This is a genomic window from Streptomyces sp. NPDC048664 (assembly GCF_040650555.1).
Classification (GTDB): Bacteria; Actinomycetota; Actinomycetes; order Streptomycetales; family Streptomycetaceae; genus Streptomyces.
This window is the reverse complement of the sequence record NZ_JBEZHK010000017.1, coordinates 63,560-81,017: the sequence shown is the minus strand read 5'-3', so window position 1 is coordinate 81,017 and position 17,458 is coordinate 63,560. Positions and strand designations below refer to the sequence as shown.

16 protein-coding genes and 1 pseudogene are annotated in these 17,458 nt (G+C 72.7%); 12 read left to right on the top strand and 5 right to left on the bottom strand.

The annotated features are described in order from the left end of the window. The first annotated feature begins 3 nt into the window (after nt 1-3). The 5 genes from AB0C59_RS19810 to AB0C59_RS19790 all read left to right on the top strand — a co-directional run bounded on the left by AB0C59_RS19810 (nt 4) and on the right by AB0C59_RS19790 (nt 5,011). Nucleotides 4-1,176, top strand: coding sequence for an acyl-CoA dehydrogenase family protein (locus tag AB0C59_RS19810; protein WP_363006235.1), 1,173 nt, complete (start codon nt 4-6; stop codon nt 1,174-1,176). Between the two features lie 50 nt (nt 1,177-1,226). Further along, nucleotides 1,227-2,399, top strand: a complete 1,173-nt coding sequence (locus AB0C59_RS19805) for an acyl-CoA dehydrogenase family protein (protein ID WP_363006234.1) — start codon at nt 1,227-1,229, stop codon at nt 2,397-2,399. An 83-nt stretch (nt 2,400-2,482) separates the two neighbouring features. After that, a complete protein-coding gene (locus AB0C59_RS19800) occupies nt 2,483-3,388 on the top strand; it encodes a 3-hydroxybutyryl-CoA dehydrogenase (RefSeq protein WP_363006232.1) in 906 nt (301 codons plus the stop codon). Between the two features lie 51 nt (nt 3,389-3,439). Continuing rightward, nucleotides 3,440-4,051, top strand: a complete 612-nt coding sequence (locus tag AB0C59_RS19795) for a TetR/AcrR family transcriptional regulator (RefSeq protein WP_363006230.1) — start codon at nt 3,440-3,442, stop codon at nt 4,049-4,051. 75 nt (nt 4,052-4,126) lie between these two features. Then, nucleotides 4,127-5,011 (top strand): hypothetical protein, encoded by an 885-nt coding sequence (locus AB0C59_RS19790; protein ID WP_363006228.1) that lies wholly within the window; start codon nt 4,127-4,129, stop codon nt 5,009-5,011. Between the two features lie 13 nt (nt 5,012-5,024). On the opposite strand, the gene AB0C59_RS19785 is transcribed toward AB0C59_RS19790, so the two are convergent. Beyond that, entirely contained in the window at nt 5,025-5,816 is a 792-nt protein-coding gene (locus tag AB0C59_RS19785; RefSeq protein WP_363006226.1) for an SAM-dependent methyltransferase, read from the bottom strand. Nucleotides 5,817-6,043: 227 nt separating this feature from the next. On the opposite strand from AB0C59_RS19785, the gene AB0C59_RS19780 reads away from it, so the two are divergent. The 3 genes and pseudogenes from AB0C59_RS19780 to AB0C59_RS19770 all read left to right on the top strand — a co-directional run bounded on the left by AB0C59_RS19780 (nt 6,044) and on the right by AB0C59_RS19770 (nt 8,152). Beyond that, nucleotides 6,044-6,169: a hypothetical protein gene (locus AB0C59_RS19780; RefSeq protein WP_363006224.1), complete on the top strand. Its 126-nt coding sequence runs from the start codon at nt 6,044-6,046 to the stop codon at nt 6,167-6,169. A 133-nt stretch (nt 6,170-6,302) separates the two neighbouring features. Next, nucleotides 6,303-7,788 (top strand): annotated as a pseudogene (locus tag AB0C59_RS19775) (molybdopterin-dependent oxidoreductase). A 64-nt stretch (nt 7,789-7,852) separates the two neighbouring features. After that, a complete protein-coding gene (locus tag AB0C59_RS19770) occupies nt 7,853-8,152 on the top strand; it encodes a hypothetical protein (protein ID WP_363006222.1) in 300 nt (99 codons plus the stop codon). Between the two features lie 385 nt (nt 8,153-8,537). Here the strand turns inward: AB0C59_RS19770 and AB0C59_RS19765 are convergent, their stop codons facing one another. Continuing rightward, nucleotides 8,538-9,206 (bottom strand): hypothetical protein, encoded by a 669-nt coding sequence (locus tag AB0C59_RS19765; protein WP_363006220.1) that lies wholly within the window; start codon nt 9,204-9,206, stop codon nt 8,538-8,540. Between the two features lie 162 nt (nt 9,207-9,368). Further along, nucleotides 9,369-9,710: a beta-eliminating lyase-related protein gene (locus AB0C59_RS19760; protein WP_363006218.1), complete on the bottom strand. Its 342-nt coding sequence runs from the start codon at nt 9,708-9,710 to the stop codon at nt 9,369-9,371. Between the two features lie 54 nt (nt 9,711-9,764). On the opposite strand from AB0C59_RS19760, the gene AB0C59_RS19755 reads away from it, so the two are divergent. Beyond that, on the top strand, nt 9,765-11,027 hold the full coding sequence (locus tag AB0C59_RS19755; protein WP_363006216.1) for a MalY/PatB family protein: 1,263 nt from the start codon (nt 9,765-9,767) through the stop codon (nt 11,025-11,027). 16 nt (nt 11,028-11,043) lie between these two features. On the opposite strand, the gene AB0C59_RS19750 is transcribed toward AB0C59_RS19755, so the two are convergent. Next, nucleotides 11,044-12,375, bottom strand: a complete 1,332-nt coding sequence (locus AB0C59_RS19750) for a VWA domain-containing protein (protein WP_363006382.1) — start codon at nt 12,373-12,375, stop codon at nt 11,044-11,046. 89 nt (nt 12,376-12,464) lie between these two features. Then, a complete protein-coding gene (locus AB0C59_RS19745; protein WP_363006380.1) occupies nt 12,465-13,322 on the bottom strand; it encodes a MoxR family ATPase in 858 nt (285 codons plus the stop codon). Between the two features lie 172 nt (nt 13,323-13,494). On the opposite strand from AB0C59_RS19745, the gene AB0C59_RS19740 reads away from it, so the two are divergent. From AB0C59_RS19740 to AB0C59_RS19730, 3 genes are all read left to right on the top strand, one after another. Beyond that, complete coding sequence (locus AB0C59_RS19740) at nt 13,495-13,962, top strand: MarR family transcriptional regulator (protein ID WP_363006214.1); 468 nt, start codon at nt 13,495-13,497, stop codon at nt 13,960-13,962. Between the two features lie 107 nt (nt 13,963-14,069). Continuing rightward, entirely contained in the window at nt 14,070-15,761 is a 1,692-nt protein-coding gene (locus tag AB0C59_RS19735; RefSeq protein ID WP_363006378.1) for an MFS transporter, read from the top strand. A 206-nt stretch (nt 15,762-15,967) separates the two neighbouring features. Next, on the top strand, nt 15,968-17,380 hold the full coding sequence (locus tag AB0C59_RS19730) for an amino acid permease (protein ID WP_363006212.1): 1,413 nt from the start codon (nt 15,968-15,970) through the stop codon (nt 17,378-17,380). The last annotated feature ends 78 nt before the right edge of the window (nt 17,381-17,458 follow it).

Here is a 17,458-nt window from a genome sequence, read left to right as displayed (position 1 = left end):
CCCATGGACATGCGTTACACCCCCGAACAGGTCGATCTGAAAAGGCGTGCCGCCGGGTACGCCGAGCTGCTCATGACCTACGAGAACCAGGCCGAGGACGCCGGCGGCCCGCTCCCGAAGGACCTGGTGGCCGAACTGACCCGCGCCGCGATGAAAGCCGGGGTCTACGCCATCAACATGCCCGCCCGGTGGGGCGGCGCCGGGCTGAGCCTGCTCGACCAGGTCATCGTCGAGGAGGAGTTCGGCAAGGCCACGAACTGCCTGTGGGACATCCCCTGGCGGCCGGCGAACGTGCTCGCCCACGGCGACGAGCGCCAGCGGGAGAAGTACCTGCTGCCGGTGATCCGCGCCGAGAGGTTCGACGCGTTCGCCGTCACCGAGCCGGGCGCCGGCTCCGACCCCTCCTCGGGGCGGTCCACCGCCACCCGCACCGAGGGCGGCTGGCTCCTGAACGGCGAGAAGTGGTTCGTCACCTGCGGCGACATCGCGGACTTCCTGCTGGTGCAGGCCGATGCGGGCCCGGAGCGGCAACCGACCCTGTTCTTCGTGGACAAGTCCGCCGAAGGCGTGGCGATGACCCGCGTCCCGCGCTTCATGCACTCGGCCGTCAACGGGCACCCGGAGTTCACCTTCACCGATGTCCTCGTGGCCGACGAGGACGTGCTCGGCGGCGTGGGGAAGGGCTACGAGCTGACCAAGGAGTGGTTCACCGACGAGCGGCTGATGATCGCGGCGCGCACCGTCGGCGCCGCCGAGCGCGCGCTCCAGCTGGCCCGTGGCTGGGCCCTGGGCCGGGAGCAGTTCGGCTCCCGGATCGCCGACTACCAGATGATCCAGGCGATGCTGGCCGACTGCGCGGTGGACATCGCCGTCAACCGGGCCTACACCCACCAGGTCGCCTGGGAGGCCGGCCGGCCGGACACCGACCCCAAGACGCTGCACGCCAAGGCCTCCACCGCCAAGCTCGCCGCGAGCGAGGCGGCGGGCCGGGTGATCGACCGCTGTCTGCAGATCTTCGGCGGACGCGGATACGACCGCTCCTACCCCGTGGAGCGCATGTACCGCGAGCTGCGCGTGGACCGGATCTGGGAGGGCACCTCCGAGATCCAGCGGCTGATCATCGCCAACGAACTGATCAAGCGCGGCACCAGGGTCCTGGCCCTGCCCACGCGCTGACCCCCCGCACCGCCCTCCCCACCAGTCCAGACCCCAGCAGCGAGGACCCCATGGACTTCCGTCTCACCGCGCGTCAGGCGCAGCTCAAGGCCGACGCACGCGACCTCACCGAGTTCATCATGAAGTACGAACTCGACTGCGAGGAGAACAACGGCCTTCCCGCGAAGGCGCACACCGAGATCCGCGACGCGGTGCTCGAATCCGGGCTCCAGGCCGTCAACATGCCCGCCGAGTGGGGCGGTGCCGGACTCACCATCGCCGAACAGGCCACCGTCCAGGAGGAACTGGGCAGGCTCACCGGCGCCTTGTGGGACATGGTGTGGCGTCCCGCCAACGCGCTGCGCTTCTGCACGCCCGAGCAGCGCGAGCGCTACCTCGTCCCGGTCATCCGGGGACAGCGGCGCGACTGCTACGCGGTCACCGAGCCCGGCGCGGGCTCCGACCCGCAGAACCTGTCGACCACGGCCACGAGGAACGACGCGGGCTGGGTCCTCGACGGCGAGAAGTGGTTCGTCACCGTCGGGGACCACGCCGACTTCATGATCGTCCTGGCCGCGGCGGGGCCGGAGCGGGCGCCCACCCTCTTCCTCGTCGACAAGGACACACCGGGCATCGAGATGACCCGGGTGCCGCGCTTCATGCACACCTTCGTCTACGAGCACCCCGAGTTCACCTTCACGGACGTCCAGGTCGGCGACGACGCCGTGCTCGGCGGGATCGGGGAGGGCTACGACATCACCCGCTCCTGGTTCACCGAGGAGCGGCTGATGATCGCGGCGCGGACCATCGGCGCGGCGGAGCGCGGCCTGGAGCTCGCCCGTGACTGGGCCGTCGAGCGCGAGCAGTTCGGCTCCCCCATCGCCGACCACCAGATGATCCAGGCGATGCTGGCCGACAGCGCCGTGGACATCGCCGTGAACCGGGCCTACTTCCACCAGGTCGCCTGGGAGGTGGACCAGCCGGACACCGACCGCAAGACCCTGCACGCCAAGGCCTCGATCGCCAAGCTCGCGGCCAGTGAGGCGTCGGGGCGGGTGATCGACCGCTGTCTGCAGATCTTCGGCGGGCGCGGGTACGACCGCTCCTACCCCGTGGAGCGGCTCTACCGGGAGCTGCGGGTGGACCGGATCTGGGAGGGCACCTCCGAGATCCAGCGGCTGATCATCGCCAACGAACTGATCAAGCGCGGCACCGGGGTTCTGGACCTTCCCGTCGCGCCCTGAACGACCGCCGGCCGGGGCGGACCGCACCACGCGGCCGCCCCGGCCGCCGAGCAACTGTGTCGCACTGTCGGAAGGAGCCCTCGGTGAGCGGTGGTACGGAGCGGGTCGGAGTGGTGGGATGCGGTCTGATGGGGGCCGGTGTCGCCGAGGTCTGCGCACGCGCGGGCGCACGGGTGACCGTGGTGGAGCGGGACGCGGCGTCCGCCCGGGCCGGTCTCGAACGGATCACCCGATCCCTGGACCGCGCCGTCAGGGACGAGAAGCTGACCGGGCCGGGGCGGGACGCGGCCCTGGAGCGGGTGCACGTCGTCGACGACCTCGCGGCGCTGCACGACAGCGGTCTGGTCGTGGAGGCGGTCGCCGAGGACGAGCGCGTCAAACTGGACGTCTTCGCGCGGCTCGACGGCGCGGTCCGTCGGGCGGACGCCGTCCTCGCCACCAACACCTCCTCCCTGCCCGTCATCCGGCTGGCCACCGCGACCTCGCGGCCGCAGAACGTCATAGGCGTCCACTTCTTCAACCCCGTCCCCGTGCTCAGGCTGGTCGAGCTGGTGCCCTCGCTGCTCACCTCGGAGAGCACCGCGCGCCGGGCCGAGGCCTTCGTGGTGGACACCCTGGGCAAGGAGGTCGTCCTCGCCCAGGACCGCGCCGGATTCGTCGTCAACGCCCTTCTCGTGCCGTATCTGCTGGCCGCCATACGGATGGTCGAGTCGGGCGCGGCCCGCGCGGAGGACGTCGACCGCGGCATGGTCATGGGCTGCGCCCACCCGCTCGGACCGCTCGCGCTCACCGACCTGATCGGCCTGGACACCACCCGGGCCATCGCGGAGTCCCTCTACGCCGAGTTCAGGGAGCCGCTGTACGCTCCCCCGCCGCTGCTGTGCCGGATGGTCGAGGCGGGACTGCTCGGCCGCAAGTCCGGCCGCGGCTTCCACACGTACTCCGGGGACGGGACGCGGGGTGAGCGCCTGGCGGCGGGGGGAACGTGAGGCAGGATGGGGGTGACGACACACCGGCCGACGAGCAGGGGAGCAGCGAGCGTGGCGACCAACGGGCGCACGGCCCAGACCCGCGAGCGCATTCTGTCCGCCGCGTGCGAGGTCATCGCGGAGACCGGCTTCGAGAAGATCCGGATGCGGATGGTCGCGGAGCGGGCCGGGGTGTCCACGGCGCTGCTCCACTACCACTTCGAGACGCGCGAGAAGCTCTTCACCGAGGCGATGACGCATTCGTTCGCCAACTCCACGTTCGAGGTGGAGCATGACGCGGACGTCGTGCCCGCGGCGGTGATCCTGGCTCGTATCGTCCGCAACCTGCTGCCGATGGACGCGGAACTGCGCCAGGACTGGCGGTTGTGGCAGGAGTTGTGGGTGCGCTCGCTGCGCGACGGGACGACCCGGGACTTCGCGGTCGACCTCTACGCGCAACTGCACCAGTGGGTCGCCGGGGCGATCAAAAGGGGCGTCGAGTCGGGTGAGTTCACGGACACGGACGTCGACGAGCTGAGCACGCTCGTCCTCGCCCTGTGCGACGGCTACGGCATCCGGGTGATGCTGGGCGATCCCGCGGTGTCGGCGCAGGGCGCGCTGGAGCGGGTCTGGGGCCATCTGTGCCGCGCGCTCGGGCTTGTCGGGGAGATCCCCGGCAGCTGAGGCGACGGTCCTGGCAACCTTCCCGGCCTCCACGCCCTCTTCCTGGTCGAACCGCGACCGGGGAAGGGGGCAGCGATGATGCGTGTCGCTGTGCGGGTCATGGCCGTCACCGTTCTCGCCCTGGCACCGTCGCCGGCGGCCGCGGCCGCGGTGACGCCGCCCGCCACGGGCAGTGCCGCGCGCTCCGCGGCCCGACTGGACTACTTCGTGTCCGAGGACGGACTGCTGGAACCGGGCGACGCGCTGTGGTTCAGCATCGAGGGCATGCCGCGCGGCTGGGACCGTGTGACGGTCACCTCGCCCGCGTTGGTGGAGCCGGTCACGCTGACGCCCCGGCACAAGGGGGCCACGCAGTCCCGGGGAACCGCGGAGGCGGGCTCGCACCACGTCCGCTCCGGGCTGCGCGCGGGCTCCTATCCCGTCACCGCGACGAGCGGCGGCCGCGTCGTCGCCACCGCGCGCATCAAGGTCGCCGCCAAGGGCTCGGCGGTGATCGGCCGGTTCGACATCCGCCCCAAGGGCGCGTCGCCCGGCGACGCCTCCTCCGCTCCCGTGCGGCCGGGCGGTGAGGTCGTCGTGGTCCTCACCGACCTCAGGGCCGCCCCCGGCGAGGACGCGCTGACGGTCACCTCGCCCGTGTTCGGCGCGCCGCTGACGATCCGCACCGACAGCGAGGACGACCCCGGCTGCAAGTGCGACGACGGGGCGACCCTCTACGCGGGACACACCAGGCTGCGGCACGATGTCGCCCAGGGCCGCTATCCGCTCACCGTGGTCAGCCACCACGGCACGCAGACCACCCGTCGGCTCGTGACCGTCACCGGCGCCCCCGCCGGCCGGGGCCGCTCGTGGATGGTGCCGGGTGCCGTCCTGGCGGGTGCTCTGGCGCTCACGGCCGGCGCCGCGGCGGCACGACTGCGCCGCGCGCACCGGGCCACCGGGGCCGTGAAGGACCGCTGAGCCGGAGCGGGGCTCAGGGGATCCGGGCCACCGCGCCGTAGATGCCGCTGAACTCGGGTTCCGGCGCCGTCTCCGGGTCCTTGAACCACTGCGTGACGGTCACCAGACCGGGTTCGACCAGGTCGAGCCCGTCCAGGAAGCGCGCGACCTCCCCGCGGGGGCGGATGGCGAGCCGGATGCCGCCCTTGGCGTACTCGGAGATGGCCTGCTCCGCGAGTTCCGGGTGGATGTCCGAGGCGGCGTGCGACAGGACCAGATAGCTGCCCGAGGGAAGGACGGCCAGCAGGTCGCGCAGGATCCCTCGCGGATCCTGGTCGTCGGGGATGAAGTGCAGCAGCGCGATCAGCGACAGCGCGATCGGGCGCCCGAAGTCCAGGACGTCCCGGGCGTGTTCGATGATCTCGGCGGGTCGGCGCACATCGGCCTGGATGTAGTCGGTCACCCCCTCGGGGCTGCTGACCAGCAGCGCCTCGGCGTGGCGCAGCACGATCGGGTCGTTGTCGGCGTAGACGACCTTCGCGCGCGGCTCGACGCGCTGGACGACCTGGTGCAGGTTCGGCTCGGTCGGGATGCCGGTGCCGACGTCCAGGAACTGGTCGATCCCCTGTGCGGCCAGCCAGGCGGCGGCGCGGTGCATGAACTGGCGGTTCTGGTGGGCGCCGTCGCGTGCCTGCGCGGGCAGCCGCTCACCGACGGCCTCGTCGACGGGGTAGTTGTCCTTGCCGCCCAGCAACCAGTCGTAGACACGGGCGGGATGCGCCGTGCCGGTGTCGATCCGCACGGGTTGGGGGGTACCGGCCGTCATGACGGACTCCAGGGTCGCGAGTGGATCGAGCAGCTGTCCATCACCGCAGTCTCGCACACCATCTCCCCAGCTTCTGAACGGAGTTGACCGCGCCGGCGGCCGCCGCACGCGGGGCGGCCGCGCCGCGCACGGCGATCGTGACCATTTCCTTACCCGCACGGACCCATCAACGTCCCGGTTGCGAGCACCCGCATCCACATCCGGCCGAGCCGAGCCGAGGAGATGGCATGGTCTTCGTCGCAGTACTGCTCCTGCCGCTCATGTCCGTGGTCCTCCTGGTCATGGACCGCGTGGAGGACCGCGTCCTCGATCCGATCCCCCTGCGCCGGCGGCGCGGACGGCACCGCGTGTAGCGGACGAGGCGGTCGGACGACACCGCGTACAGCGGCGCGCACCGTCCGTGCAGGCCGGCCCTCACGTGGTGCAGCACCGCGGACGCGATGCCTAGGCTGGAACCAGGTGTCGCATGCGCAGGGAGTGTGGGCCATGACCGACCAGGAGACGCCTCGGCAGTCCACCGCGGGCGCCGACGCCCGTCCGTCGCCGAAGTTCCACCCCTACCACCACCCGGCCGCGGGCTGGGGAGCGGCCAGGAGCGTCACACGGTTCCTGCTGCGGGAGCGTGAACTCGCCGCGGGCCCGCGCGCCATCCAGCGGATGAACCACGAGGGCGAGGGGTTCGACTGCCCCGGCTGCGCCTGGCCCGACGACACCAAGGGCCTGCACCTGGACATCTGCGAGAACGGGATCAAGCGCGTCGCCTGGGAGATGACCCACAAGCGGGTGGGACCCGAGTTCTTCGCCGCCCACACGGTGAGCGAGCTGTCCACGTGGAGCGACCGGGAACTGGAGGACCGGGGACGCCTCACGCACCCGATGACGTACGACGCGGACTCGGACACCTATGTGCCGATCACGTGGCAGGACGCCTTCGCCCTGGTCGGCGACACCCTGCGCGGTCTGGACGACCCGAACCGGGCCGCGTACTACACCTCCGGGCGGCTAGGGAACGAGGCCACCTCCCTGTACCAGCTGATGGCGCGCGAACTGGGGACCAACAACCTCCCCGACTGCTCCAACATGTGCCACGAGGCGAGCGGGCGCGCCCTCCAGGCGTCTCTCGACACGGGCAAGGGCACGGTCGACCTCAAGGACTGGGAACTCGCCGACGCCCTGTTCATCATCGGGGTGAACGCCGCGTCCAACGCGCCGAGGATGCTGACGTCCCTGGCCGAGGCCCCCAAGCGCGGCGCGCGAATCGTGCACGTCTGTGGAGGACTCGATGAGCATGGTGCACCTGTCCACGGGGATGAGGCGCCCCGCCTCGTCCCACCTGCTCTCCGAGCCCGCCATCATCGCCGGCATCGCCCGCGCCGCCCTGCCGGACAGCGGCACACCGTGGGAGTGGTACGTCGAGGACTACGACCGGATCCGCGACACCATGGCCCACGCACTGGACGGGTTCGAGGACCTCAACCGCCGGGTGCGGCTGCCCCTGGGGTTCCGGATCCACCAGCCGGCCCGCGAACTGGTCTTCCTGACCCCCTCCTCGCGCGCGGAGTTCTCCACCGCACGGCTCCCCGACGTGCTGCCGGCAGTCGGGATGCTCAGACTGAGCACGATGCGCTCCCACGACCAGTGGAACACCACCATCTACTCGGACAACGACCGCTACCGGGGCATCAGGAGCCTGCGCACGCTGGTCTTCATGGACGCCGAGGACATGCGCGAACGCGGACTGGACACGTTCGACGAGGTCGACGTCACGAGCACGGCCCGGGACGGCACGACCCGGAGCGTGCACCGCTACCAGGCGATCGCGTACGACATCCCGCGCGGCTGCGCGGCGGGCTACATGCCGGAGATGAGCGTGCTGTGCGCCATCGGCGACCACAGCACCCAGAGCGACCAGCCGCTGATGAAGAGCGTCGACGTCACGGTGCGCGCGTCCCCATCCGCGCCGGCGAACTGAGCGGCCGGGTGTCCGGGCGCGGCCGGGGCCCACGCCCCGCACCGCCATCGCGCGAGGAGGAAGCATGGTGCATCATCACAAACCCAACCGAGCGGTCGAGGGAGACCCGGGAACGGGGCACGGCCGGGGCATGCCGATGAGGCCCGACGACGACGCGCTCGCGGCGCGGGCCGCGGTGGACCGCCGAGAGCTCGGACTGGCCACGGAGGCGGACCTGGCATCCGTGCGCGGTGGGGCCGCGGCGCGGTACGGGGACCTGGAGGCCGAGATGGACCGCCAGGTCGCACTGGGCGAGATCCCCGCGGACGCCGGGATCCCACGCAAGGGGCGCGCGCCGTTCCCGCCGACGCGCTACGACGGCTGACCGGGGCGCGTCACGGCCTGCCATCCCCGGGACAACCGGTCGAGCAGGCCGTGGGCGCGTGCTTCCGCGGCGGCGGGTTCGGCGGGGGGCGATCCCCGCCGACCACAGCTCCCCCGCCACCGCGTCGTCCGCCTCGCGCAGTTCCACCACCGCCGCGGCGAGCGTCAGCCGGGCGGCCGGGTGCGGCGCGGTGCGCGCGAGGGCCCGCTGGGCACGGTCGGTGGCGCGCACGCACGCGGCGAGCGCGGGCCCGTCCGGCCAGGAGCGGGGGCAGGGCCGCCAGGGCCGTGGTCGGCGCCGCGCGCACGGCGAAGAGCGGCGCTCCGTCCACCGGGTGCGGGGTGAGGGCGCCGCGCAAGGTCAGGACGCGCGTCACACCCAGGGACTATCGCCGCACGGCCTCGGCGGGCGCCTCCTCGATGTCCTGCCGGCAGTGCTCCATCAGTTCGGCCAGGTCGTGGGCCTTGGGGTCGAGTTCCGCGGCGCGCGGCGCGATCTGCCGGACCCAGTCCGCCGTGGCCAGGCCGAGGTCGCGGGCCGCGTCGTAGCGGCCGTCGCCGAGCAGCTCCTCCATGGCGAAGCCCAGGCTGGCGAGGGTCTCGTCGTCCGTGGGCGGGACCAGGTGGCCCTTGAGGCCCGGCGGGAAGGGCGTGTGCTCCCGGTACTCGCGCAGTGCCGCCACCACGCCCGGGTCGGCGGTGTACTGGTCGAGGAGTCCCATGAGGACGTACAGGCGCGCCACCAGCCGTGGCCGGCCCGGGTGGCGGTCCAGCCAGGCCGCCAGGTCGCGCCGGCCGCCCAGGTTCTCGATGAACGCCGTGATCTCCTCGCGCAGCGAGGTGGGCAGGTTCCAGTGGAACGGCAGCAGCCGCGCCACCTGTCCGGCGAGGACCGCCTCGCCCTCGGGGTCGATGGTGCCGGAGACGTAGGCGTTGACGAGGCCGTCGTCGAGCTTGAAGCCGACGGGGCCCGACCCGTCCGACGCGTGGTGCGACAGGCGGTGGCGCACGCGCGACAGTTCGTCCTCGATCCTGCTCAGCGGCTTCTCCCGCATGGAATCCTCCCAGCTCGCCCCGCGCCGATCCCCCGCACGCACCTGCCCGGAGTCTGCACCACCGGGGCGGCCCGGGCGGCCCGCGGCGCGCTTCGCGTAGCCCGCGCGGGCTACGGACCCTCCCGTGGTCGCCGGCGGGCGCGCGCCGACCGGCCGGGCGGCTCAGTCGACGTCCTCGCGGTGCGGCAGCGGATGCGGCTGGATCCCGCCGAGCACCGACGCCCCGCCGCCCTCGTGGCCGAAGATGTGGGACCGGGCGCCCACGATGTACTCCTCGCCGCGTCCGCAGTGGGTGAGCAGTGCGCACAGGTTGCTCTGGGTACCCGAGGAGACGAACAATGCGGCGGGGAAGCCGAGCAGTTCCGCCACCCTGTCCTGCAGGGTGTTCACCGTCGGGTCGTCGCCGAACACGTCGTCCCCGACCGCCGCCCGCGCCATGGCGGCACGCATCGCGTCGGTGGGGCGTGTGACGGTGTCGCTGCACAGGTCCATGTGGTGGTCCATGCCTCCTTCCTACAGGAACGTCGCGCCGGCGGCGTCCAGGCAGAGGAGCACACCGTGACCGAGGACGCGAGCAGCGCGTGCCACCCGACCGCGTGGGAGCACCGCACCGACCCGCTGGTACGGCTGTCACTGGACCAGTTGCGCAGGCGGACCAGCATGAAGTGGCGCACCTATCCGCAGGACGTGCTGCCGCTGTGGGTCGCGGAGATGGACGTGCCGCTCGCCGAGCCCGTCACGAGGGCGGTGCGGGACGCCCTGGCGATCGGCGACACCGGATACCCCCACGGCACCGCCTACGCCGAGGCGCTCGCGGCGTTCGCCGCGGACCGCTGGGGGTGGGAGGGGCCGGGGATCGAGAACATGGCCCTGGTGCCGGACGTCATGATGGGCGTCGTCGAGATGCTCCGCCTGGTCACCGGCCCCGGGGACGCCGTCGTGGTCTGCTCACCGGTGTATCCGCCCTTCTACGCCTTCGTCGCCCACGACGCCCGCCAGGTCGTCGAGGCGCCGCTGGGCCCCGACCTGCGCATGGACCTCGGCGCGCTGGAGGACGCGTTCGTCCGGGCGCGCCGGCACGGCCGGCGTGCGGCGTTCCTGATGAGCAGTCCGCACAACCCGACCGGTGTCGTGCACACGCGCCAGGAGCTCGAGGCCGTCGCGGAGCTCGCCCGCCGGCACGGGGTCCGGGTGGTCTCCGACGAGATCCACGCCCCTCTCGTGCTCTCCGGCGCGGCCTTCACCCCCTTCCTGAGCGTGCCCGGCTCAGAGAACGGCTTCGCGCTGACCTCCGCCTCCAAGGCCTGGAACCTCGCCGGCCTCAAGGCCGCCCTGGCGATGGCGGGCCCCGAGGCCGCCGCCGATCTGCGGCGCATGCCCGAGGAGGTCGGCCACGGGCCCAGCCATCTGGGCATCATCGCCCACACGGCCGCCTTCCGGGAGGGCGGTGACTGGCTGGACGAGCTGCTGACCGGGCTCGACGCCAACCGGGCCCTGCTCGGGCGACTGGTGGCCGAGCAGCTGCCCGAGGTGCGCTGCCTCCCGCCCCAGGGCACCTTTCTGGCCTGGCTGGACTGCACCGGGCTGGCCCTGCACGACGACCGCCCCCTGGACGGGCCCGGCGTGGTGAGCGACCTGGCCGGACCGGCACGGATGTTCCGCGACGAGGCCCGTGTCGCCCTCAGCTCCGGGCATGTCTTCGGCACGGGCGGCGCGGGCTGCGTCCGGCTCAACTTCGCGACCTCGCCCGCCATCCTGTGCCAGGCGCTGACGGCCATGGGGCGGGCGGTGCGGGAGCGGGGCCGGGCGCCGCGCCGCTGACGTCGGAGCCGACGGGTCAGATCGGCAGCAGGCGGGCGACCAGCGCGCCGAGCTGGCGCACGTCGCGGCACTCGTGCATCTCCACGAGTTCGGCGTAGGCGGGTGCGGCGGAGTCGCCCGTCCCCCACAGGGAGCGTCGTTCGGGGTTCAGCCAGTAGACGCGGCGGGCGCGTTCGCGGACCTCGCGCAGCGCCGCGAGGTTCGGGTCGCCCATGTTCGTACGGGCGTCGCCCAGGACGAAGACGGTGGTGCGGGAGGTGACCGCGGCCGTGTACCGCTCAGCGAACTCGCCGAACGCCATGCCGTAGTCGCTGCTGTCGTGCCACTGGGTCAGCGCCGCCTCGGCCCGGATCCGGTCCTGCAGCCCGGTGGGGTCGGACGCCCCGTGCCGCAGCAGCCCGGTCACCTCGTCCACCCGGTTGACGAAGGCGAAGACGCGGACCTTGCTGAACTGCTCGTGCAGCGCCCGCACCAGCAGCATCGTGAAGTCCGAGAATCCCGACACCGACCCCGACACGTCGCACAGCAGCACCAGTTCGGGCCGGACGGGACGGCGCCGGCGCAGCACCGGACGCATCGGCACGCCACCGGTGGACAGCGACCCGCGCAGGGTCCGCCGCAGGTCGATGCTGCCGCGGGTGGCACGGCGGCGGCGTGCGGCCAGCCGTGTCGCCAGTTTGCGTGCGAGGGGCCGTACCGCCTTGCGCAGTTCGCCGAGCTGGGCCTGCCCGGCGGCCAGGAAGTCGACCCGGTCCGGGGTCGGGGCGATGGCGCGCCGGGCGATCTCGTCCCGGCCGCGCCGTTCGGCCACGCGGCGTCGCGCCTCGGTGGCGACCAGCGCGCGAAAGGCCTCGATACGGGCCCGGACCTCGTCCTCCAGGAGCCGGTCGGTGAACTCGCCCGCCCCGGCCCGGCTCCTGACGCCGTCACGGACGCGGGCCATGAGCGTCTGCGGGCGCAGCCGGTCGAGCGTCTGGTAGGAGGACCAGCCGTCGCCTCCCGGCGAGGAGCCGTATCCGCCGAAACCGTCGACCGCCTCCACGGCGAGTCGGGCCATCATCGCCCGGTCGTCCGCCGCGAGCGCGGCGGCGAGCCGTTCGCGCAGCGCGTCGCGGTCGGCGGCCGCCCGGGTGTCCGGGCCTCCGACGCGGCGCGGGAAGTACACGTCGAAGACCGGGTCGAACACGGCCCGCTGCGCCGGACCGTGCAGCAGTGTCGCGGCCAGTCCCTCGCGCAGCAGCTCGCGGTCCCCCAGGCCGAGCGCCTCCAGGGCCCGGGCGGCGTCCACGGTCTCCCCGGTGCCGATCCGCAGGCCGTGCGAGCGCAGCGCGCCGACGAGCCCGGTCAGGCGTTCCGTGAGCCCGGCGGGCGGCTCGGTGGTCGCGGCGGGCTCCCACGCCCCGCAGGGCCGGGGGGTCCCGGCGGCCGGCGGCGTGGTCACAGGGCGTCCAGGTCGAGTTTGGCCGCCGCCTTGAGGACGTCCTCCTGGTGCTTGAGCAGCACCCCGAGGGTGTCGCGCACGACCGCCTCGCCGAGCGTGTCGGCCCCGAGCGCCAGCAGGGTGCGCGCCCAGTCGATGGTCTCGGCGACCGAGGGGACCTTGCGCAGGTCCATCTCGCGCAGCGCGGTGACGACGCGGACGACGGACTCCGTGAGCGCCTGGGGCAGGCCCGGCACCTTCAGCCGGACGATGCGCCTCTCCAGCTCCTCCTCGGGGAAGCCGATGTGCAGGAAGAGGCAGCGGCGGCGCAGCGCCTCCGACAGCTCGCGGCTCGCGTTGGAGGTGAGGACGACGAAGGGGCGCCGGGACGCGGTGATGGTCCCCAGTTCGGGGACGGTGACCTGGAAATCGCTGAGCACTTCGAGGAGGAGGCCCTCCACCTCCACGTCGGCCTTGTCCATCTCGTCGATCAGCAGGACCTTGGGGTCGGTGCCCCGGATGGCGGTCAGCAGCGGACGCGTCAGCAGGAACTCCTCGCCGAAGACGTCCGTGCGTGTCTCCTCCCAGCTCTCGCCCCGGCCCGCCGTGATGCGCAGCAGCTGCTTGGCGTGGTTCCACTCGTACAGGGCGCGTGACTCGTCGACGCCCTCGTAGCACTGGAGCCGGACCAGCCGTGCTCCGGCGACCTCGGCGACGGCCTTGGCCAGTTCGGTCTTGCCGACGCCCGCGGGCCCCTCGACCAGGAGCGGCTTGCCGAGCCGGTCCGCCAGGAAGACGGTGGTGGCCACGGCGGGCGAGGCCAGATAGCCGGTGTCGGCGAGACGCGCGGCGACGTCCTCGACGGATGCGAACAGCAACGGGGCCTCCAGCTCGGTGCGGCGGGTCGGCGCGGCGCATCGGCCCGGCGACAACCTGACACCCCTATCTAAGCGCTTGCTCACTCCCCTGTCACTCCCCTGCCGCTCCCCGCCGAATTACTTACACTTGATTGAACAGTCCAGACTGATAAACCTAGTATCGGTGGTCATGACGGTGGACACAGAACCAGGCCGCGATCACGGCGGCACCCCGCACGACAGCGCACGACTGGCCTCCGACCTCCGACTGGCGGTGGGCCGGCTGACCCGACGGCTGCGCCAGGCCCACGCGGTCGGGGACGTCTCGCTGTCCGGCGTCTCCGTACTCGCGCGACTCGCCGCGGACGGGCCCGACTCCCCGACGTCGCTCGCCGATCTGGAACGCGTGCGTCCGCAGGCGATGGCGAGCACCCTGGCCGTGCTCGAACAGCGGGGCCTGGTCGGCCGATCGCCCGACGCGGCGGACGGCCGGCGCTCCATCGTGGCGATCACCGACGAGGGGCGGACGATGCTGGCGGAGCGGCGCTCGGAGTCCGTGCACCGGCTGGCCGCCGTCCTCGACGGCTTCAGCGCGCCGGAGCGCGACGCCCTCGCGGCGGCCCTGCCCCTGCTCGACCGACTGGCGGAGCGACTGTGACCGCGCGCGGCACCTCCCCCGCCCGCCCCCCGCGCTCCCCGCGACGGAGCCAGACGCCCCCCGGCCCCGGCTACAAGTGGGTCGCGCTGTCCAACACCACGCTCGGGGTGCTGATCGCCACGATGGACGCCTCCATCGTGATCATCTCCCTGCCCGCGATCTTCCGGGGCATCGGACTCGACCCGCTCGCACCGGGCAACATCGGCTATCTGCTGTGGATGATCCTGGGCTATCTGCTGGTGTCGGCCGTGCTCGTCGTCGTCCTCGGGCGGCTCGGGGACATGTTCGGCCGGGTCAGGATCTACAACCTCGGGTTCCTCATCTTCGCCTGCGCCTCGGTCGCCCTGTCCCTGGACCCCTTCCGCGCCGGAGCGGGCGCCCTGTGGCTGATCCTGTGGCGCGTCGTGCAGGCCTTCGGCGGCTCCATGCTCACCGCGAACTCGGCCGCCATCCTCACCGACGCCTTCCCCGCCCGGCAGCGCGGCATGGCCCTCGGCATCAACCAGATCACCGCGCTCGCGGGCCAGTTCCTCGGCCTGCTCGCCGGAGGCCTGCTGGCCGTCGTGGACTGGCGTGCCGTGTTCTGGGTGAGCGTGCCCGTCAGCGTCACCGGCACCGTCTGGTCGTATCTGAGCCTGCGCGAGACGTCGGCCGGGCGCCGGGGCCGTGTCGACTGGCTCGGCAACGTCACCTTCGCGGCGGGCGCCGGCATCCTCCTCGCCGGTATCACCTACGGCATCCAGCCCTACGGGGCCAGCGCCACCGGCTGGGGCAACCCGTGGGTGCTCGCCGGCGTCATCGGCGGCGTCGCCCTGCTGCTGTTCTTCTGCTTCGTCCAGACGCGGGTCGCCGAGCCCATGTTCCATCTGGCGCTCTTCAGGATCAGGGCGTTCGCCGCGGGCAACGTGGCGGCGCTGCTCACCTCCGTCGCGCGCGGCGGACTGCAGTTCATGCTCATCATCTGGCTCCAGGGCATCTGGCTGCCGCTGCACGGCTACGCCTTCGAGGACACCCCGCTGTGGGCCGGGATCTTCATGCTGCCGCTGACCCTCGGCTTCCTGATCGCGGGACCGGTGTCCGGTTATCTGTCGGACAGGTTCGGGGCGCGCATGTTCTCCACGGCCGGACTGGTCCTGGTCGCGGCGTCCTTCCTCGGGCTGCTCGCCCTCCCGATCGACTTCGGATACCCGCAGTTCGCCGCCCTGCTGCTGCTCAACGGGATCGGCCAGGGCATGTTCTCCTCCCCGAACACCTGCTCCATCATGGGCAGCGTTCCACCGGAGTACCGGGGCGTCGCCTCGGGTATGCGCTCGACCTTCCAGAACTCGGGCACCGCGCTGTCCATCGGCGTGTTCTTCTCGCTGATGGTCTCCGGCCTGGCCTCCTCACTGCCCGCCGCCCTCGGGGGCGGCCTGAGGGCGCACGGCGTGCCCGCCGACGCCGCCGCGCACGCCGCCTCGCTGCCGCCCGTGAGCACGCTGTTCGCCACGTTCCTCGGCAACAACCCGATCGAGCACCTGCTCGCCTCCGACGGGACCCTGGACCGTCTCTCCTCGGCCCAGCGCGCCGCCCTGACCGGTCACACCTTCTTCCCGCACCTGGTCTCCGGACCGTTCCACGACGGGCTGACCATCGTCTTCTCCGTCGCCGCGGGCATGGCCCTGGTCTCGGCCGTCGCCTCGGCCCTGCGCGGCGGCCACAGCCCCGCGACGGACACCGCGCCGCCGGCACGGGAGCCGGCCGCCGAAGCGGGGACATCGCGCGAGGCGGCACAGCCCCGGCCCGACACGCACGCGTGAGCGCCGCCGTCCGTACCCGTGCGTGCGGGGGCCGGGACGGACGGCGACCATTTCACGGTCCGGACGCCACGACGGCGCATCATTTGCGGCAGCGACGGCGCCGCGCAGGACAAAAGCGCGTGATTTGGAACCGTGTCGGGCGGTGGCCGAACATGAGCCGGTCCGGGTGGTCCCGGGCATCAGTTCGATGAGAGGCGCACCACCCCATGCACGACACCGGAACCGTCCCGCCCCCGGCTCCGGCCCAGCACACCGCCGGCACGCCGGCCTCCCGGACGGCCGGCGGCTACGGTGACGGCGGGCACGCCCGCCGCTTCGGACTTCCCGTCGCCACCGCCCTGGTCATGGGCAACATCATCGGCGGCGGCATCTTCCTGCTGCCGGCCTCCGTCGCCCCGTACGGCACGATCAGCCTGGTCGCCTTCGGGCTGCTGACCGTCGGCGCGATCGCCCTCGCCCTGGTCTTCGGGCGGCTCGCCGAGCGCCACCCGCGGACCGGCGGCCCCTATGTCTACGCCCGCGAGGCCTTCGGCGACTTCGCCGGCTTCCTCGCCGCGTGGTCCTACTGGATCACCACCTGGGTGTCGAACGCGGCGCTCGCCGTGGCGGCCGTCGGCTATCTCGACGTGCTGGTCCCGGTGGCCGGCCACCGCTGGACCGCGTGTCTGGCCGCGCTCACCCTGCAGTGGCTGCCCGCGCTCGCCAACTTCGCGGGCACCCGCTACGTGGGCGCCGTGCAGCTCGTCTCCACCGTGCTGAAGTTCGTGCCGCTGCTCCTGGTCGCCGTCGGCGGGCTGTTCTTCTTCGACCCGCGCAACCTCGGCCCGTTCCAGGCGGGCGGCGGCAGCGCGATCGGGGCCGTGTCCGCCTCCGCGGCCATCCTGCTCTTCTCCTATCTCGGCGTGGAGTCCGCCGCCGTCAGCGCGGGCGAGGTAGACGACCCTCGGCGCAACGTCGGGCGGGCCACCGTCATCGGGACGGCGGGCGCGGCGCTCGTCTATCTGCTGGGCACGGTCTCGGTGTTCGGCACGGTCGCCCACGACCGCCTGGTGGCCTCCGCCGCGCCGTTCTCGGACGCCGTCGACGCCATGTTCGGCGGCACGTGGGGCGGATGGGCCGTCGCGCTCGCCGCGCTGGTGTCCATGACCGGCTGCCTCAACGGCTGGACCCTGATGAGCGCCCAGACCCCCTACGCCGCGGCGCGGGACGGCCTGTTCCCGGCCGCCTTCGCCCGCCGGCGGCGCGGTGTCCCGACCGTCGGCGTGGGCGTCACCGTCGTCCTGGCCTCGCTGCTGACCGTCTACAACTACGCGTCCGGTTCGGGCAAGGTCTTCGAGATGCTGGTGCTGATCACCACGTTCACCGCGACCGTGCCGTATCTGCTGGCCACCGCGGCGCAGCTGTCCCATCTGGTGGCGGGGCGCCACGAGGGGGTGGACCGGGCGCGGCTGGTCCGGGACGGTGTGGTCGCGGCCGTCGCGGTGGCGTTCTCGATGTGGCTCGTCGCGGGTGCCGGGTACGCGGCCGTCTACCAGGGCGTGCTCTTCCTGTTCGCGGGCGTCGTGGTCCACGCCCTGCTGTCCGCCCGGCGCAAGGCCGGGGCGGCGGACGCGGGCTGACCCGGCACCGCGCCTGCCCGGCCGCGGGCGTGCGAGGACACGGGGAGGCCGTTGTGAGACGGTGGTGCAAGGCACTTC